This is a genomic window from Pseudomonas kermanshahensis, assembly GCF_014269205.2.
In the GTDB taxonomy this organism is placed as follows: Bacteria; Pseudomonadota; Gammaproteobacteria; order Pseudomonadales; family Pseudomonadaceae; genus Aquipseudomonas; species Aquipseudomonas kermanshahensis.
This window is the reverse complement of the sequence record NZ_JABWRY020000001.1, coordinates 5,335,036-5,352,680: the sequence shown is the minus strand read 5'-3', so window position 1 is coordinate 5,352,680 and position 17,645 is coordinate 5,335,036. Positions and strand designations below refer to the sequence as shown.

Genomic DNA, 17,645 nt, shown 5'->3' with positions numbered 1-17,645 from the left:
GGCGTCAAGCGTACCTGTAGCTTTCGGCAATGGTCAGTTCGCGTATCAGGTGGGCGACCTTTTGTTCGTATTCGAGCTTCAGGCGTTCGAACAGCGGCGCCAGTGCTTCCAGGGTCGGGCTGGCACCGCCGGGCTCCCGTGTTTCATCTGGCGCATCCAGCACGCGCTGTTGGTAGTCTTGCTCAAGTAAGGCGAACCGTTCTGCATAGGTTTCCCGCAGGTAGTCGACCCAGGCATCCTGCCGGGCGGCGAATAGCAGGAACGGGTCGCCATTTTCATCGGCAAGTACCTGCGCCCGAGCAGCATCCAGCTCTGCGGGGCTGACGTTGGCGCAGGCCTGGTAGAGCATCTTTTTGGGTGCCAGCGGCAGTTCCAAAGCCTCCGCCAGGTTCAGCTTGTAGGCCATGCGCACTTCGGCTTCGTCGCGGGTACCGGCCCGTTCGCGGGCGATGGTTTCGACGGCCTCCAGCCGATAGAGGCGCAGTACCAGCCGATACAGCGCCTGGCCGCGGGACTGCTCGGGCAGCGCCTTGAGTGCCTGCTCGGTGAACACTTTGATTTCCATCTGGTTGAACACCAGCCAGGCGCCGTCGTGGCAGGTCTGGTATAGCCCTTGACCATTGCGCTCGACGCCCGCGTGGGCCATGCCGTTGAACAGTGCACGTTCCTCGGCGCTGTTGCCGGCGACCTCCAGAATGCGCCAGACGCGCGCGACGAAATCGGCGCGGGTGCCCAGCGTTCGGTATGAGGCCGTGTGCGCCAGGCGGCCTACCAGTTCGAGCAATGCCGGCGCTTCGCCGCCCTGCTGCAGCGTCTCCCACACCGTGCGGTGCGCTTCGTTTTCCTCCACGCTTGCCAGGAGCCAGTCGTCGACGTCGGGGGCATCCATTTCAGGTTCCAGGGCGGGGCTGTGGGCATGGCCATGGTCGCCGGAACCGACGCTGTCATCATCGTCGCTGTCATCGGACTCGCTGTCCGAGTCGTGACGCTCGCGCCAATGCTCCTGAAGAATTTCGTCGGGCAGGTCCATCAGAAAACTGTACGACCTATTACGCGCTTCAGAGCCATGGGCGCGGGACATCGTGAAATCGCTCAGCGGGTTGCCACGCAGGGATATTTCCGTGTGCGCATGGTCATTGCGCGGGTTGTACAGGATGTTGTCCGGCAGGTTGACGATCTGGTTATCGTCGAGGTCCAGAATGTCCAGGGGCAGAAGGGTCTCTACCCACGCTGGCCACGCGTGCAGGCCGGTGTTGGACAAGGTGAGCCGGGTCAGGTGATCGCTCAGGGTTTGCAGGTTCTCATTATCGAAAGAGGCGGCCAGGCGGTTGCCTTCCAGATTGAGCGATTCTAACTGGGGCATGCGCGCGAACATTGCCATGGCCTGATCATCGATCTGACCGCCCTCTATACGTATTGTCAGGTGCTGTAGGTCCGGTAAGGACGCTAGCAAGTTAGGAAGCGCGCCAGTCGGTGCAACGTGGCCGTCGAGGGTGAGTGCCTCCAGTTGTGTGAAGTGCCCCAGGAGCCTATTGAGCTGCTCACGGGTGGCGGTCATGCGCAGCAGCTGTAGTTCGCGCACGCGGGCGTACAGGTGAGGCGGCAATTGCGGTGGAAAGTTAGCCAGCGAAATGTCGGTTAATTGCAACGGGCCCATGGCCCCCAGGAAGTCAGTGCGCATGAATGCGAGCCATGCCTCGCCGATTTGCCTTCTGGCTACGGTTGCCTGTTCGCTCAGGGGGTTGGACGAGCTTGAGGCATTGGCCCAGTTGTCGAAGATGGCCAGCACCTGCTGTTGATCTCGCCGGTAGGCCTGAACGCTTTGCTGAATGCTGGGAGGGGTGTCGAATGCCATGTCGAACTGTCTGGCCTCGGAGGGTTGATCTGCCAACAGCGTCAGGATAGTTCGACGCGACAGCAGGTTACCTTGCAAGGATATGCGCCGACGTGGCTGTGCAGTTCGTGGCGCAAGGGCGAGTTCGTCGGGCACGCTGGTCAGTGCGTTGTCACGCAGGGAGAGGTGATCGATCGTGGTGAGCGACTGACTGTTGAGCCAGGCAGGCCAATCCACCAGGCCCGTGCGGTCTAGCCCGAGATAACGTAAACGGACATTGCCGATGTGCGGCCTGTCGTCAACATAGTTGATCGGGCAGCCACTCAGGTCCAGCACCTCCAGGTTTGGGAAACGGTCACTCAACCCTGCGATATAACCGCCACTCAAGCCCAGGCGCGTGTCGTGTAGCCGCAGCTCGCGCAGTGTCGCAAACACCTGTCGGGGTTGCAGGTTCAAGGTGCTGTAGGTGAGCCCTTGAGGGCTGCTGACTTCCAGGGATGTGAGGTGCCGGAAGCGTTGCAGGAAGTTGTCTACCGCCTGCAGTTCCGGGCCGATGTTCGCGCCCAGGGTGTGTGAGTTCATAAGGCCCGTGCCTTGGTAATCAACCAGGTGCAAGCGCACGATGCGTTGCTCGAAAAAGGCGGGTAGCTGTGCGGGATAGTCGATCAGCAGGATGCGATCCAGGCGCAGCGTGGCAGCGCCCCGGCCGATTTCCGGTAGGTTGGTGGCCTGCCAATGCAGCCATAGCGCGTCCTGAATACGGGTTCGGCTGTCCAGACGCCTGTGCAGGTCGGGCAGCTCAAGGGCCGCGTCGCTCCAGGCGGTCAGGCTCTGGTCCAGGGCATCACGCTCGGCCATCAGCTCATTCAAGCGGTCGCTGATCTGCACGCGTGACAGCCCTGCGCCCTCCAGGGCGGCCAGCACCGCTTCGGCGCTCTGCGTGTCTTGCTCAAGCGCCAGCAGCCGAATCAGATACAGCAGGTCTTCCCTCAAAACTGTGCTGGCGAGCGAGCCGCGGCCGCTCAAGGGGTAGCCCACTCGCCCGTCAGCAAGGCGCATGGGCGAGTTTGCGCCTGGTTTAGCCGGTTGCATGTGGAGCACCTTGCGCAACTCGGGCCGTGGCAGTAACGGTAACTGCTGCACGCGCTGCTTGAGCGCAGGGCCCTCCCAGGTATTGGGAAAGCCTAATGCTGCCCGGTTCACGTCGGGCAATGCATGCAAGATGGCCGAGTAGATCGTGTCGCGCCCATGCAGTTCGTGCCCTTCGCCATCGTAGGTGTGGTAGCCATCGGCGTGTTGAGTCAGCACTTTGCGAACAGGCCCGTCTGGCGCGCCTACCTGATCGATCACGGGGCCGGTGAACCTGCCTTGGCGTAGCTCGATGCGGATTTCGTCAGCCCAGCCAGGCAAGCGCGCCACACTGTGCAAAACAAGCCTGTCGGTGTCCGGGTTGTTCACATTGTCGAGGTAGAGCCCCTCGTAGGCGCGCGCCAGGCGTACCTGCTGTTGGTAGGTATGGATTTCTTGAGCCAGACGCAACGGGACCTTGCCCGCCAGCAATTGCTCCAGCTCCGCTGGGCTGGCATGGCGCGCCAACTCATCCGCGATACCAACGGGCAGCGCGGGGTAGCGGCGGGTAATGGTCTGCGTGCTGGGGGCCTGATCGACGGGCGGTGTCTGGTAGCGCGCTTGAAAGGCAGTGATACGTGTGTTCGCGTCTGTGCCGGCCAAGTCCCGTGACACCTCATGGTCTAGCCTGAAGCGGCGCAGGGTGTCTTCCAGCAATGCTGGCGGGCGCTGGTTTTCGGTCAATACCTGGCGCAGGACGGTTTCATGGGTATCGCTGACGGCGAGGATGCGTCGGGCGGTTTCTTCAGAGAACCCGCTGGCCGAAGGCCCAAGTCGTCGGAACAGCGTGTGGCCCTGCCATTGGCGCGGGCGCTCGAACTCATGCTGCCAGGCACCGGCTTCGTTATGACGCAACAAGGGCTCGTAGCTGATGGCTTTGGTCGGGTGCTCGATGCGCTGTTGGGGTGGATTGCCTGGCGAGGTCTTGACCGAATAGACGCGGTCTTCCAGCGCCAGCCAAGTCTTGCCCTGATAGTGATAGAGGCCGAATTCGTCAGGCTTTAGCCCAGCAGGCAACAGGATGTCATGGGCAAAGGGCGTGATATTGGGCTTGATCAGGCGTGTCTTGCCATTGGCCAAGGTAACGCTTTGCAGCTCTTCGATGAACGATGGGGTTTCGACCGGTATACGCTCGAGGGCGGGCGTGGTGCCAGCACCGGCACCGGCGGCGCCGAGTGCGGCGAACAAGGCGATGTTCTCGACCACGTCCATGAGGTAGCCCAAGGCCTGCTCGCGCTCGCCACGGCTCCAGCTTTCGATACCCTCGTAACTTTCATAGGCCAGCTGAAAGGTGGTGACAACCATCATCACCTGGCCCAGCACGGGTACGAAGAAGGCGCCGATGTTCAGTGCCTGCAGCACCCCGCCAGCGAAATACGCGAGCCGCGCTTCCAGTGCCTTTTCGTCCATCACCGCGGTGGGCACGCCATGGTAAAGCGCATCCGTTTGCAGTTTTCGAACCTTGCGCAGGGTGAACTCGGTCAGGAATGACTGGCTGTAGTCGTGCATGCGCACGTGCAGCTTGGCCTGTCGGTCCGGGCGGCGAACCTTCAGTTGTCCGCCCTCGGCCCACACCAGCGGATAGAGGCGATCGGTAAGGGTGGCGAACAGGGCGTCGGCTTGCTCATCGGCCACCAGACCACGGAAAAAGTCCAGGTAGCCTGGGCTGAACATTCGGTCGCGCAAGTCGCTGACGAAGTCGAGCGTGGAGGCGTATTCCTTGAGAGGGCACACCGGGTCTTCCGGAATGTAGACAGTGAAGGGCCCGAGCAGGCCGCCTTGGTCGTCCGACGGGCCGATGGCTACCACGCCAGTCAGGTCGACATCCCGCAGTTGCAGGTTACGGCTCAGCAGCGGGCTGGCGTCTTGCATAACGCGCTTGTTATCCGCAACGTCCAGCAGCAAACCGTACGTGCGTTCACTGATGTGCTTTTTCATGTATGCCACGCAGGCATGCAGCTTCAGCGTCGAGCTTTCGCACCGTTTGAGCAGGCCGAGCTGATTGAAGGCGGCTGCCCCCGGTGCTTGGTCGGCCGAAGAGGTGGGGTTGAACACGGCTTCGAGGGTTTTCTGGTACTGCGCGCCCAGGTCCAGTTCCCGGCACAGTGCGGCGAACTCATGGGGGGCGATCGCCAGGGTTTGGTCCTCATTGGCGGGGTCGTAGATGACTGCTTTCATACGCCTCAGGTCCATCCCCCCGGCCTGAGTGTCGCCAGCCACGAAGTTTTGCAGCGCGGCGGTCAGCAAGGGCTGGGTGGCTCGGCGCACGGCGGCGGCGGCCTCCACTGCTGGGTCTTTTGACAGGTTCGCGAAAGACCAGGGCGTTTCCGCAAGCCTGGGGTGGAACAGGACGGCCCGGCGAACGTCCACCTCCAGCCCAAAACGCTGTGTGATGGCTGTTTTGAGCAGGGGTTCGGCGAAGGCTTCAAGGGTGGTCAGTTGCCCCAAGGCGTGTTGCTTCTGGGATTCGAGCCAGCGGAAATGGGCATGCTCGGCGTGAAAGGTCGCGACGGTCTCCGGCATCTGCAGGCATGCCTGTTCATACCAGTCCAAAGGCTGCTGGGTAGCACTGCGCAAGGCCGCGTACTGGTGCGCCGGCAGTGCCTTGAACCAATCGGGGACGAGCCCTGTGATCAGTGAGTAGGCGGGGTTGATAGCGTCGTCGCCGACGATTCCGGCAGGGGCAGTGATGGCAGGCATGAGAGACTCCGATTGATTGGTCAGTGTCGGAGTCTGTCTGCGGGGGCTTATCGCCAAGTGGTAGTTAGTTACCTGTGGCGGTTGTCGGGTGGGGACTACTCAGTCGAGGAACGTGGCCTGCGGTCTGGATTGGCGAACGAGGTGAGTTCGCGAATCAGGCGTGCCTCGCGCGCTTGCTTGCTTCGCTCCAGGGCCGTGAATTCCTCGGTAAGGGTATCGAGGGGCCTGTCCGGAAACTGCTCCGGCAGGTCCACTACCTGAGCCTGGTAGCTTTGCTCGATTTCAGCAAAGCGACCGGCGTAGGCCTGCCGCAAATGTTGGACCCACTGAGCGTTGGCGGCGGCAAAATTCAGGAAATCCTCGCCAAGCTCGCCGCGCTGGACCTGCAGTTCAGCATGCGCCAACTCATCGATGCTGGCACTGATCGCGTAGCGCAGGGTGTCCTCGGGTTGGCCGAGGTCAAGCGGGGTGTTCAACTCGCGTCGGTAGGTGAGGCGCACCTCTGCTTCATCCCGGCGGGCAGTCTCGCTTTTGGCGATTTCATCCAGTGCCTGCAGGCGATACAAACGGCGCAGTTCCCGATAGAGGTTGCCCTCGGTATCTGCGGCATCGAACTGCAAACGCTGGTTGGCGATATACAGCTCGATATTCTGGAACACCAGCAAGGCGCCGTCGTGGCAGGTCTGGTCGCCGTTTTCCTGCAGCAGTGCCTCACTGGCCTGATGGTTGAACAGCGCAAGGTCGTCCGGGTTGACCACCGCACTCACCAGCACCTTGCGCACCCGTGCGCAGAACGCCACACGGCTTTTGCCATTCTGGTAAGGGGCGGCATTGCGCAGGCGGCCTACCAGCGCCAGAAGGTTTCCGGCATTGCCCGATGCCTGGAGGGCGTCCCAGCACTCTTTCAGGGCTTCGTTTTCGACGTCCGAGGCGAGCAGCCAGTCCTGCAGGTTGGGCGCATCGGCAGCGGGGTCCAGGAAGGGTAAGTGGAAATGGCCGCCCATCGCGCCTTCTGTCGAGGACTCGCTCATGCTGTCCGACAGGTCGATGCCAAAGGTAAAGCTGTGCTGGCTATCCGAGGACGCGCGAGCGCGCATGACGGCTTCGTCGCTGAGCGGGTTGCTGAACAGCAAGATCGAGCTGATGGGAAAGTTGTTGTCGAGGTTGGCCAGGATGTGCGCAGGCAATTCGGTGAGGCGGTTTTCACTGAGGTCCAACAGCTCAAGCGGCAGCAGGCTGTCCACCCAGCTCGGCCACTGCTCCAGGCCCATGGCGTTCAGGTCGAGGCGGCGCAGCGTTTGCAGCGCTGCCGGCGCCTGTGTGATCAGCCCCATGCGGTTGCCCGTGAGGTCCAGCGAGTTGAGCGTGGGCAAGCGCCCCAGCGTATTGATCACCTGCTGGTCGATCACCAGGCCAGCGTTGCGCAAGGCAATGTCAGTCAGCCCGGGCAGTCGTAGCAGGGCCGAAGGCAGTGTTTGCTCCGCCTGCTGGTAGGCATCTACAGACAGGCGCGTCACCTGTGGGAACTGACGGAACAGCCCGTCGAGCTGGGCGGTGGAGCCGCTTACCCGCTCAAGCGCAAGGTTATGCACCTGTTCGGTGAAAAATGCCGGCAACAGCCTGGGAAAATGCTCGAGCGCAATGTCGTTCAGGCGCAGGGCTGCCCGCGTCAGACCGATCTCCTGGTAATGCCAGAACTCGTTCAACGCCGTTGCCACACGGGTCCTGGTGGCCATCACGGCTTGGCTGACCGGTGCGCTGGAACTGGAGGCGTTCACGTAGTCGTCGATGGCGTTGCGTAGTAGCTGGCGACGTTCCAGCCGAAGGGCCAGGCGGGCGCTGAAGTCTTCGCTGCGGTCCACCTCAAAGCGGGAGGCGCGGCCATCTTCGCTCATCATCACGCGCAGCAGGTCATCCTCGAACAGGTCATTGCCCTGCAGTGAGAGCACAGCGTGATCGGCGAGGTTGATTCGGTTGTCCAGCAAGAAGCGTGGCAGCATCGTGATCTGATTATTGCGCAGCCCAATGTGACGTATTTGGGTCACGGCGTTGAAGCCCAAGCCTTCTGGCCAATGGTCCAACGCCAGGTTATCCAGGCCCAGGTAGTCCAGTGCGATTTCGTTGAAACGCGGCGGATACTGCTCGGACAATCGGTTGCCGCTCAGGTCCAGCCGGCGCAGGTGAGTGAGCCCGGCCAGGCTGTCGAGGTCGGTCGATGACAGCGAGATGTTCTGATGGGTCAGGCTCAGCGATTCCAGCGCTGGCAGGTGTTGGGCAATCACCGGCAGGCTGAACTGAAACGGCGAAGGCAAGGCCTCAGGCCGGTAGGCGCGGCTGATCTCCAGCGACCGAAGGTTTGCAAACTGTCGCAGCAGGGCATTGAGGTGGGGGCCGTGGTGGCTCCAGCCGGCGAAGTTTTCGGGGGCTGTTTCGATCAATTGCAGGCCAGTGACGCTGGACGTGAAGAAGTCCGGCAGGCTGAGCGGGAAGTCGTTCAGCGACAGGCGTTCCAGGCGAAGGGGGGGCGCGATGTCGGTGGGCGTCAAGAACGCGCGCTCGTACCAATGCTGAGCGATTGCATTCAATACTCGCTCTAAATCATCCGGGACCTGACGAGGCGTCAGTGCCGCTATTCGCCGCCAGTCGGCCAGCCGGCTGTGCAGCTCATCGCGTTGTTCCAGCAAGGTGCTGAGCCTGTCTGCGATCTCGGCGCGGGTGAGGGCCCTGTGCTCCAATGCGGTGAGAATCTGCTCGGCAGGCCGGGGGTTGGGGGCGTGTTGGCCTATCTGCCGAATCGAGCTGAGCAAGGTGTGCCGTGAAATGCTCGCGACGCGGGGGCGCATACCGCCGAGGGGATAGCCCAGCCGGCCATCGGCCAGGCGCAGGGGCGAGCGGAAGCCTGGACGCACGGCTTGCATGCCAAGCACCTTGCGCAAGGCCGAACGTGGCATCGGCGGGGCCTGTTGAACCAAGTGCCTGAGGCCTTGCTCGTCGACGATACTCAGCGCTTCGCGTTGAGCGGCAGTCAGTACCTCGAACAGCGCGCTGTACAGGGAAGTGTGCGCGACCACCCGTGCATCCGGTTGGTCATTGCCCAGCACGATATAGCCTGCTCTGGCGCTGACGATCGTGGTGTGGCCTAGCCCGTCCGGCCGCCCGATACGCGTGAGCTGGATGGGTGAGTGCTGGCGCTGTTCAAGCACGAGGCTGATCTCGGCTGGCCAGCCGGGCAGTTGCCCGAGCGTCTGCACGATCAGTTGATCGGTGTCCCAGTTGCGCAGGCTCTGCAGATACACCCCTTCATACGCACGCGTTAGCCGGACGTTCGCCTGATAAAGGTGGATCTCTTGCCCAATGCGCAGGGGCACTCGCCCGGCCACCAACTGTTGCAGCTCAAGCGGGTTGGCGTTGCGCAACAACTCTTGGGTGATGGCGTCGGGAAGCTGTGGATAAACGTGCTGGATCACACTGGCGCCAGGGGCCTGGGTGGCAGGTAGTTGGCGATAGCGGGTCTCGAACTCGGCACCTGGTAGGCCAGGCTCAGCATCCGCAGGCAATTGCCCGATCTGCTGGTCCAGGTTGAAACGGATCAAGGTATCTTCCAGCAGCGCGGGCAGGCGCTGGCTGTCAGCGACCGCCCTGCGCAACACCGCTTCGTCAATGTCGCAGGCCTGCAGGATTCGTGTTGCTGTGGCGTCATCGAACGCCCCAGAAAGGTGCCCGGCCCGCCGGAACAGCGCCAGGCCTTGCCACGCCAGGGGCCTGTCCAGCTCATGCAGCCAGGCGCCGGCGCCGTTGTGCTGCAAGGCAGGTGTGTAGGCCTGGGGCCTGCGCGGGTGTTCGATCCGGTATGCATTGCTCGGCTGGGCTTGCTTCACGGCATAGAGCTGGCCTTCCAGCATCAGCCAACGCTTGCCGGCATGGGTGTACAGCCCGGTTTCATCCGGCTCAAGGCCCTCCGGCAAGGGCGTATCGTGGGCGAAGGGCGCAAGGTCGGGCTTCCACAACCGAGTGTCGCCATCCGGCAAATCGACTTCTTCGAGTTCCTCGATAAAAGAAGGGGTATCCACTTCCGGAATTTCACGCACGGGAGCCTCTGGATTACCCGCCAACACAGCTCCGATCCCTTCTTTGACGACATAGCCCGCCGCCGCCCAGGCAGCCAGGGTAGCGGTGTTTTCCATCACATCGATCAGGTAGCGGTGGGCTTGCTCTCGGTCGTCGTTGGTCCAGCTTTCGATGCCCTCATAAACTTCGTAACCCAGCTGCGCGATGCACACTGCGAGCATCGCTTCGCCAAGGCCCGGGACGAAAAAGCCCGCGATGTTCAGCGTGGTCAGTACTTTCCCGGCGATGGCCTCGCGGTGACGCTTGGCAGACAGCAGGTCCACGGCCCAGGTGGGGACGGCATGGAAGAGGGCGTCCTTTTCATGACGGGCCACCTTTTGTGTCACCAAGGTACCTAGAAACGAGTACCTGGCCTTGTGCGGTATCGGTTCGAGCGTTGCCTGCGGGTCGGTGACCCGCTCATGCAGGCCGCGGGTGCTCCAGCCCATGGGGGTCAACCGGTCTTGCAGCTTTTGTTGGATCGACGGTTTGTCACGGGCCGCCAGGCAGTTGTCCAGGTAATGACTGTCGAGTAGGAGCGCGTCGCGCAAAGCGGCTTCCAGTGTGTCTAAAGACGCGTATTCCTTCAGCGGGGCGTGCGGGTCGTCGGGGTTGTACAGTGCGACCCTGGCGTTTTGCGAGCCACTGTCGGGCTGCAACTGCAGCACTGCCATGCCGACGATTTCGACCTCCCACAATGTCAGCAGGCTGAACGTGAGTGAGCTGCCTGTGTGCGGCAGAGGCGCGTCCAGCGGGGCGGCCAGCGCCGCGTCATAAAAGCCCTGGCTGATATGCCCCTGCAACCAGGCACTGTGCAGGCTTTGCCTGAACGCGGATTGCTCGGCACGGGCGAGTGTTTCGTACACCTGCAGGGCCGCCTCATGGGGCCCTTGGTCGCCGGTCGGGGCCGGGTAGTAAATGTCATAGACCTGTTTGTGATAGCGCCCACCGATGTCCAAGGTTCGGCACAGCTCGGCAAACGCGTGGGCGGGAATCGCCACGGTATTGGTCAAGGGCACGGTGCCCATGAAGCGCCGGTGGTCCAGTACCACCGACTTTTTCAGCAAGGCCTGCGGCGCATCCATGCCATCCGCTGCGCACGCGTCAGCATCAAAATTGTGCAATGCCCATTGCAGGAGCGACCGGGTTGCCCGGTCGACGGCTTGTCGGGCATCGATTGCGTGTTCGGTCTGGATCAGCCTGGCATCGACCAGGTAGGTGTTGGACACCTCAACATCCAGGTCGAAGCGTGCCTTGATGGCTTGTGTGAGTTGCTCGCTGGCGAAGGTGTGCAGGTCTGGCAGCGAGGCGAACAGCGCCTGGACCTGCGCCGCGTGGCTGCGGTGCTGGGCATGTTCCTGAGCCAGCGCGCGTGCGATGTCTGGTTGATCCTGCAGCGCTGCTTCAAACCACGGCGGTACCTTGCCCTGCGCGTCGCGTAGCGACTGGTACGCCTCGCTGGAGGCAGCCTTCAGCCATGGCGGGGTGGCTTGGCCTATCCGTGCGGCGTGCAAAGGCGTGTTGCGCGAGGGGGTAGGGGAAGACGGGTTCATACAAGAGCCTCCAAGCTTGGGTGGGCTCGCAAGTATGTTCAGCAGGCCGGGGCCACTGAGGTAGTTATGTGTTTTTGCCAGGCTGACGGGCGCCGCCATCCGTCTTGCGGATGGGATAGGACCAAGGATGGCAACAGGACATGCTCAAAGCGCAATTCAGGTTTATGATGCCCAACGGCAGACTTAATCCTCACACGGAGTGCGCAATGCAGACCCTCTACCCGCAGATCAAACCCTACGCCCGGCACGATCTGGCCGTGGAAGCGCCGCATGTGCTGTATGTCGACGAAAGTGGCTCGCCGGAAGGTTTACCCGTGGTATTCATCCACGGTGGCCCGGGCGCCGGTTGCGACGCGCAGAGCCGTTGTTACTTCGACCCCAACCTGTACCGCATCATCACCTTCGACCAGCGCGGCTGTGGCCGCTCCACGCCCCACGCGAGCCTGGAGAACAACACCACCTGGCACCTGGTCGAAGACCTGGAACGCATTCGCAAGCACCTGGGCATCGACAAGTGGGTGCTGTTTGGCGGCTCGTGGGGCTCGACCCTGGCCCTGGCCTACGCCCAGACCCACCCCGAGCGGGTGCACGGCCTGATTCTGCGCGGCATCTTCCTGTGCCGCCCGCAGGAAATCGAATGGTTCTACCAGGAAGGCGCCAGCCGCCTGTTCCCCGACTACTGGCAGGACTACATTGCGCCGATCCCGCCAGAAGAGCGCGGCGACCTGGTCAAGGCCTTCCACAAGCGCCTGACCGGCAACGACCAGATCGCCCAGATGCACGCCGCCAAGGCCTGGTCCACCTGGGAAGGCCGTACGGCCACGCTGCGCCCCAACCCGTTGGTGGTCGACCGCTTCTCCGAGCCGCAGCGGGCGCTGTCGATTGCCCGCATCGAATGCCACTATTTCATGAACAATGCGTTCCTCAAGCCGGACCAGCTGATCCGCGACATGCCCAAGATCGCCCACCTGCCGGCGGTGATCGTGCATGGCCGCTACGACGTGATCTGCCCGCTGGACAACGCCTGGGCCCTGCACCAGGCCTGGCCCAACAGTGAGCTGAAAGTCATTCGCGATGCTGGCCATGCGGCCTCAGAGCCCGGCATCACCGATGCCCTGGTGCGCGCCGCCGACCAGATGGCCCGGCGCTTGCTCGACCTGCCCCTGGAAGAAGCATGAAGGGGCTCTTGCAACGCGTGCGTGGCGCGCGGGTAGAGGTGGCCGGCGAGATCGTCGGCGCCGTCGACCAGGGCCTGCTGGTGCTGGTGGCCGTCGAACCTGAAGATACCCGGGAACATGCCGATAAGCTGTTGCACAAGCTGCTTAACTATCGCGTGTTCAGCGACGAACAGGGCAAGATGAACCTGTCGCTCAAGGATGTTGGGGGCGGTTTGCTGCTGGTGTCGCAATTCACCTTGGCGGCGGACACGCGCAGCGGCATGCGGCCGGGCTTCTCGACGGCGGCACCGCCTGCCCTCGGTGCCGAGTTGTTCGACTATCTTTTAGCGCAAGCGAAGGGCCAGCACGCCGAGGTGGCGAGTGGGCGCTTCGGTGCGGACATGCAGGTGCACCTGGTCAATGATGGCCCCGTAACATTTATGTTACAAATATGAGGTCAAAAACCCCTTGTTTGTAGGAGAACAAGGGGTTTTGTACGATAAATAGTTAGTCCAGCCTGATGCGTTGTCACGCGACCTGCTGGATAATCGCGCGCTGCATGGACCTGCGTTCGCAGGTTCGTTTCACTCTGACTCGAGCATTGTCTGGATCCGTTTGGGGAATCATTACGCCCTCACGGGGTCCGAACAGTGCTCGCCAACCCGGCATTAGTCGCTGGCCGTTGGTTTCATGATCTGTTTTCGGCGAGGGTTGCTCGTGATTGTTAGTCCCCATAAAGCATCAAGAATCCCCGGCATTCGGCTACGTAAGGCCCTGATGGCCAGTGTGGCACTGGTCGGCCTGATGAACGCGGGCCAGCTGTGGGCATTCAATCTTGACGATGTTGCAGCCAAGGCAAAGGATCTGGCCGGCCAGAAGTACGAAGCACCGAAGAGCAATCTGCCTGCGGTGTTCCGCGACATGAAGTTCGCCGACTACCAGAAGATTCACTTCCTGCAGGAAAAGGCCGAGTGGGCCAAGGACAAGACCCCCTTCAAGCTGTCGTTCTACCACCAGGGCATGCACTTCGACACCCCGGTGAAAATCAACGAAGTCACCGCCACCAAGGTCGAAGAAATCAAGTACGACCCGAGCCGCTTCGAGTTCGGTGACGTGCCGCACGACCCGGAAACCACCAAGAATCTGGGCTATGCCGGTTTCCGCGTGCTTTACCCGATCAACAAGGCCGACAAGCAGGACGAGATCATGACCCTGCTTGGCGCCAGCTATTTCCGCGTGGTCGGCAAGGGCCATGTGTACGGCCTGTCGGCTCGTGGCCTGGCCATCGACACCGCGCTGCCGTCGGGCGAGGAGTTCCCGCGGTTCACCGAGTTCTGGGTCGAGAAGCCGAAGGCTACCGACAAGCACCTGGTGATCTACGCCCTGCTGGACTCGCCGCGCTCCACCGGTGCCTACAAGCTGACCCTGCGTCCGGGCAGCGACACCGTGGTCGACGTCAAGTCGCGGGTCTACTTGCGTGACCACGTCAGCCGCCTGGGCATCGCGCCACTCACCAGCATGTACCTGTTCGGCCCTAACCAGCCTTCCCGGGTCATGAACTACCGCCCGGCCTTGCACGACTCCGAAGGCCTGTCGATCCATGCCGGCAACGGCGAGTGGCTGTGGCGCCCGCTGAACAACCCGAAACACCTGGCCGTGAGCAACTTCAGCGTCGAGAACCCGCGTGGTTTCGGCCTGATGCAGCGTCATCGCGACTTCAAGGACTACGAAGACCTCGATGACAACTACCAGAAGCGCCCAAGCGCCTGGATCGAGCCAAAAGGTGACTGGGGCAAGGGCACCGTCGACCTGGTCGAGATCCCGACTGCCGACGAAACCAACGACAACATCGTGGCCTTCTGGAGCCCAGAGACCCTGCCGGAGCCAGGCAAGCCGTTCGAGTACGACTACCGCCTGCACTGGACCATCCAGGAAGCCCAGTTCCAGGCCCAGGACCTGGCCTCGGTCACTCAGACAATGCGTTCCACGGGCGACGTCAAACAGTCCAACCTGATCCGTCAGCCTGACGGCAGCGTGGCGTTCATCGTCGACTTCGCCGGTGCCAACCTGGCTGCTCTGCCGGAAGACGCCGCGGTACGTAGCCAGGTCAGCGTTGGCGATAACGCCGAGGTGGTCGAGAACAACCTGCGCTATAACCCAGAAAGCAAAGGCTGGCGCCTGACCCTGCGGTTGAAGGTCAAGGAAGCCAACAAATCGACGGAAATGCGCGCTGCGCTGGTGCGCGACGTGCCTGTCGAGCCTGCCAAGCCTGCTGCCAAGGACGCCAAGCAGGACAAGGCCGCTGCCAAGCATGCCAAGGCCGAGAAAGACGCCAAGGCCGAACAACCTGCCGCCGATGCGGCGTCCACCAACGGTACCCCGGCCACCACCGAAAAAGTGCTGACCGAGACCTGGACCTATCAGTTGCCTGCCGATGAGTAACTCAAGCGCAAGGCCGGTATCGCTCGGCGAATACCTGGCCCACCTCCCACTGAGCGATGAGCAGCGCGCGGAACTCGCCAGCTGCACCTCGTTCAGTGAGCTGCACCAACGCCTGGCGGCCAACCCGGCCGCCAACGCCGCCGAGGCCGTGCAGGCTTCGGTGGGCCCGCGGTTGACCGTGGGCAGCGCCGCCGAACTCGAAGACGCCGAAATGCTCGGCGTCGACGGCAGCGGCCGGCTGTGCCTGAAAATCGCACCGCCGATCAAGCGCACCCGTGTCGTGCCCGAGCCTTGGCGCACCAACGTGCTGATCCGCATGTGGCGCCGCATGACCGGGCGCACCAACGCGCCGCAGCCAGAGCAGCGTGAGCTGCCCAAGGCCCGCTGGCGCACGGTCGGCTCGATCCGCCGTTATATCCTGCTGACCCTGATGATCGGCCAGACCATCGTTGCCGGCTGGTACATGAAGGGCATCCTGCCGTACCAGGGCTGGTCGTTCGTCGACCTCGACGAGGTGGTCAACCAGCCGCTGTGGGATACCGTCGTGCAGGTCTGGCCGTATGCCTTGCAGACGTCCATCCTGATTCTGTTCGGCATCCTGTTCTGCTGGGTGTCGGCGGGCTTCTGGACCGCGTTGATGGGCTTCCTCGAGCTGCTCACCGGGCGCGACAAATACCGCATTTCCGGCAGCAGTGCCGGCAATGAGCCGATCGCGCCCGAGGCACGCACCGCGCTGGTCATGCCGATTTGCAACGAAGATGTGCCGCGTGTGTTCGCCGGCCTGCGGGCAACGTTCGAGTCGGTGGCCGCCAGCGGCAACCTCGACCGTTTCGACTTCTTCGTGCTCAGCGACACCAACGACACCGACATCGCCGTGGCCGAGCAACAGGCCTGGCTGGACGTGTGCCGCGAGACCAAAGGCTTTGGCCGCATCTTCTACCGCCGCCGTCGGCGCCGGGTGAAGCGCAAGAGCGGCAACCTCGACGACTTCTGCCGTCGCTGGGGTGGCGAGTACAAGTACATGGTCGTGCTCGACGCCGACAGCGTCATGAGCGGCGAGTGCCTGAGCAGCCTGGTGCGCCTGATGGAGGCCAACCCGGACGCCGGCATCATCCAGACCGCGCCCAAGGCGTCGGGCATGGATACCCTGTATGCGCGCATGCAGCAGTTCGCCACCCGCGTGTATGGCCCGCTGTTCACCGCCGGCCTGCACTTCTGGCAGCTGGGCGAGTCGCACTACTGGGGCCACAACGCGATTATCCGCATGAAGCCGTTCATCGAGCACTGCGCCTTGGCGCCGTTGCCGGGTAAGGGTGCGTTCGCCGGTGCGATCCTCTCCCACGACTTCGTCGAAGCCGCGCTGATGCGCCGTGCCGGCTGGGGCGTGTGGATTGCCTACGACCTGCCGGGCAGTTACGAAGAGCTGCCGCCGAACCTGCTCGACGAGCTCAAGCGCGACCGCCGCTGGTGCCACGGCAACCTGATGAACTTCCGCCTGTTCCTGGTCAAGGGTATGCACCCGGTGCACCGTGCGGTGTTCCTCACCGGCGTGATGTCGTACCTGTCGGCGCCGTTGTGGTTCTTCTTCCTGGTGCTGTCGACGGCGCTGCTGGCGACCAACACCTTGATGGAGCCGCAGTACTTCATCGAGCCGTACCAGCTTTACCCGCTGTGGCCACAATGGCACCCGGAGAAGGCCGTCGCGCTGTTCTCCACCACCATCGTGCTGCTGTTCCTGCCCAAGCTGCTCAGCATCATCCTGATTTGGGCCAAGGGTGCGGTCGAGTTTGGCGGGCGCATCAAGGTCACCCTGTCGATGCTGATGGAGATGCTGTTCTCCATGCTGCTGGCGCCGGTGCGCATGATCTTCCACACCCGCTTCGTGCTGGCCGCGTTCCTCGGCTGGGCCGCGACCTGGAACTCGCCGCAGCGTGACGACGACTCCACGCCGTGGAGCGAAGCCGTGCGCCGCCATGGCCCACAAACCCTGCTGGGCTTTGCCTGGGCAGCGCTGGTGGCCTGGCTGAACCCGAGCTTCCTGTGGTGGCTGGCGCCGATCGTGGGTTCGCTGGTGCTGTCGATCCCGGTGTCGGTGATTTCCAGCCGTACCCGCCTGGGCCTGGCGGCCAAGGACGAGAAGCTGTTCCTGATCCCTGAGGAATACGCCACGCCGCAAGAGCTGCTGGCAACCGACCAATACACCCACGAGAACCGCTGGCATGCCCTGCATGACGGCTTCGTGCGGGCAGTGGTCGACCCACGGCAGAACGCCCTGGCCTGCGCCATGGCGACGGCTCGCCATGGCCAGGCAGCGCCGATCGAAGCGCTGCGCGCCGAGCGTGTGGCCAAGGCGCTGGAAGTGGGGCCGCAAGGGCTCGACCTCAGCACCCGCCTGGCCTTGCTCAGCGACCCGGTTGCCTTGTCGCGCCTGCATGAGCAGGTCTGGGCCGGGCAGAACGCGGCGTGGATCGATGTGTGGCGTGCGTCGATCGAAAACGACCCGCACTCGCCGTTGTTGCCGTTGCATCCAGAGAATGAAGGCCAACCGGCACTCGTCGGCGCCTGATAGACCCCGGGGCCGCTTTGCGGCCCATTCGCGACACAAGGCCGCTCCTACAGGATATGCATGCCTCTGTAGGAGCGGCCTTGTGCCGCGAAACGAGGGCGCAGCCCTCGCCAGCAATAGCCCCCTCTACTCGATTTTGGCCAACAAAGTCCCCCCCA

The 17,645-nt window shown here is 62.9% G+C and carries 6 protein-coding genes; 4 read left to right on the top strand and 2 right to left on the bottom strand.

The window, feature by feature from the left end; translation table 11 throughout:
- Positions 1-4: 4 nt before the first annotated feature.
- Positions 5-5,662: an NEL-type E3 ubiquitin ligase domain-containing protein gene (locus tag HU764_RS23945; RefSeq protein WP_186702434.1), complete on the bottom strand. Its 5,658-nt coding sequence runs from the start codon at positions 5,660-5,662 to the stop codon at positions 5-7.
- A gap of 95 nt (positions 5,663-5,757) precedes the next feature.
- Positions 5,758-11,322 carry a dermonecrotic toxin domain-containing protein gene (locus tag HU764_RS23940; protein ID WP_186702433.1) on the bottom strand — a complete coding sequence of 1,855 codons (5,565 nt, stop codon included), beginning with the start codon at positions 11,320-11,322 and terminating at the stop codon, positions 5,758-5,760.
- A gap of 206 nt (positions 11,323-11,528) precedes the next feature.
- Here HU764_RS23940 and pip point away from each other — a divergent pair, with 206 nt between their 5' ends.
- The 4 genes from pip (at position 11,529) to mdoH (ending at position 17,487) form a co-directional block, all read left to right on the top strand.
- On the top strand, positions 11,529-12,500 hold the full coding sequence (gene pip, locus HU764_RS23935; protein WP_099455566.1) for a prolyl aminopeptidase: 972 nt from the start codon (positions 11,529-11,531) through the stop codon (positions 12,498-12,500).
- Positions 12,497-12,934: a D-aminoacyl-tRNA deacylase gene (gene dtd / locus HU764_RS23930; RefSeq protein WP_186677192.1), complete on the top strand. Its 438-nt coding sequence runs from the start codon at positions 12,497-12,499 to the stop codon at positions 12,932-12,934. Before pip ends, dtd begins: the two co-directional genes overlap by 4 nt.
- Before the next feature lie 262 nt (positions 12,935-13,196).
- A complete protein-coding gene (locus tag HU764_RS23925) occupies positions 13,197-14,921 on the top strand; it encodes a glucan biosynthesis protein G (protein WP_216642503.1) in 1,725 nt (574 codons plus the stop codon).
- A complete protein-coding gene (gene mdoH / locus HU764_RS23920; RefSeq protein WP_186702432.1) occupies positions 14,914-17,487 on the top strand; it encodes a glucans biosynthesis glucosyltransferase MdoH in 2,574 nt (857 codons plus the stop codon). Before HU764_RS23925 ends, mdoH begins: the two co-directional genes overlap by 8 nt.
- The last annotated feature ends 158 nt before the right edge of the window (positions 17,488-17,645 follow it).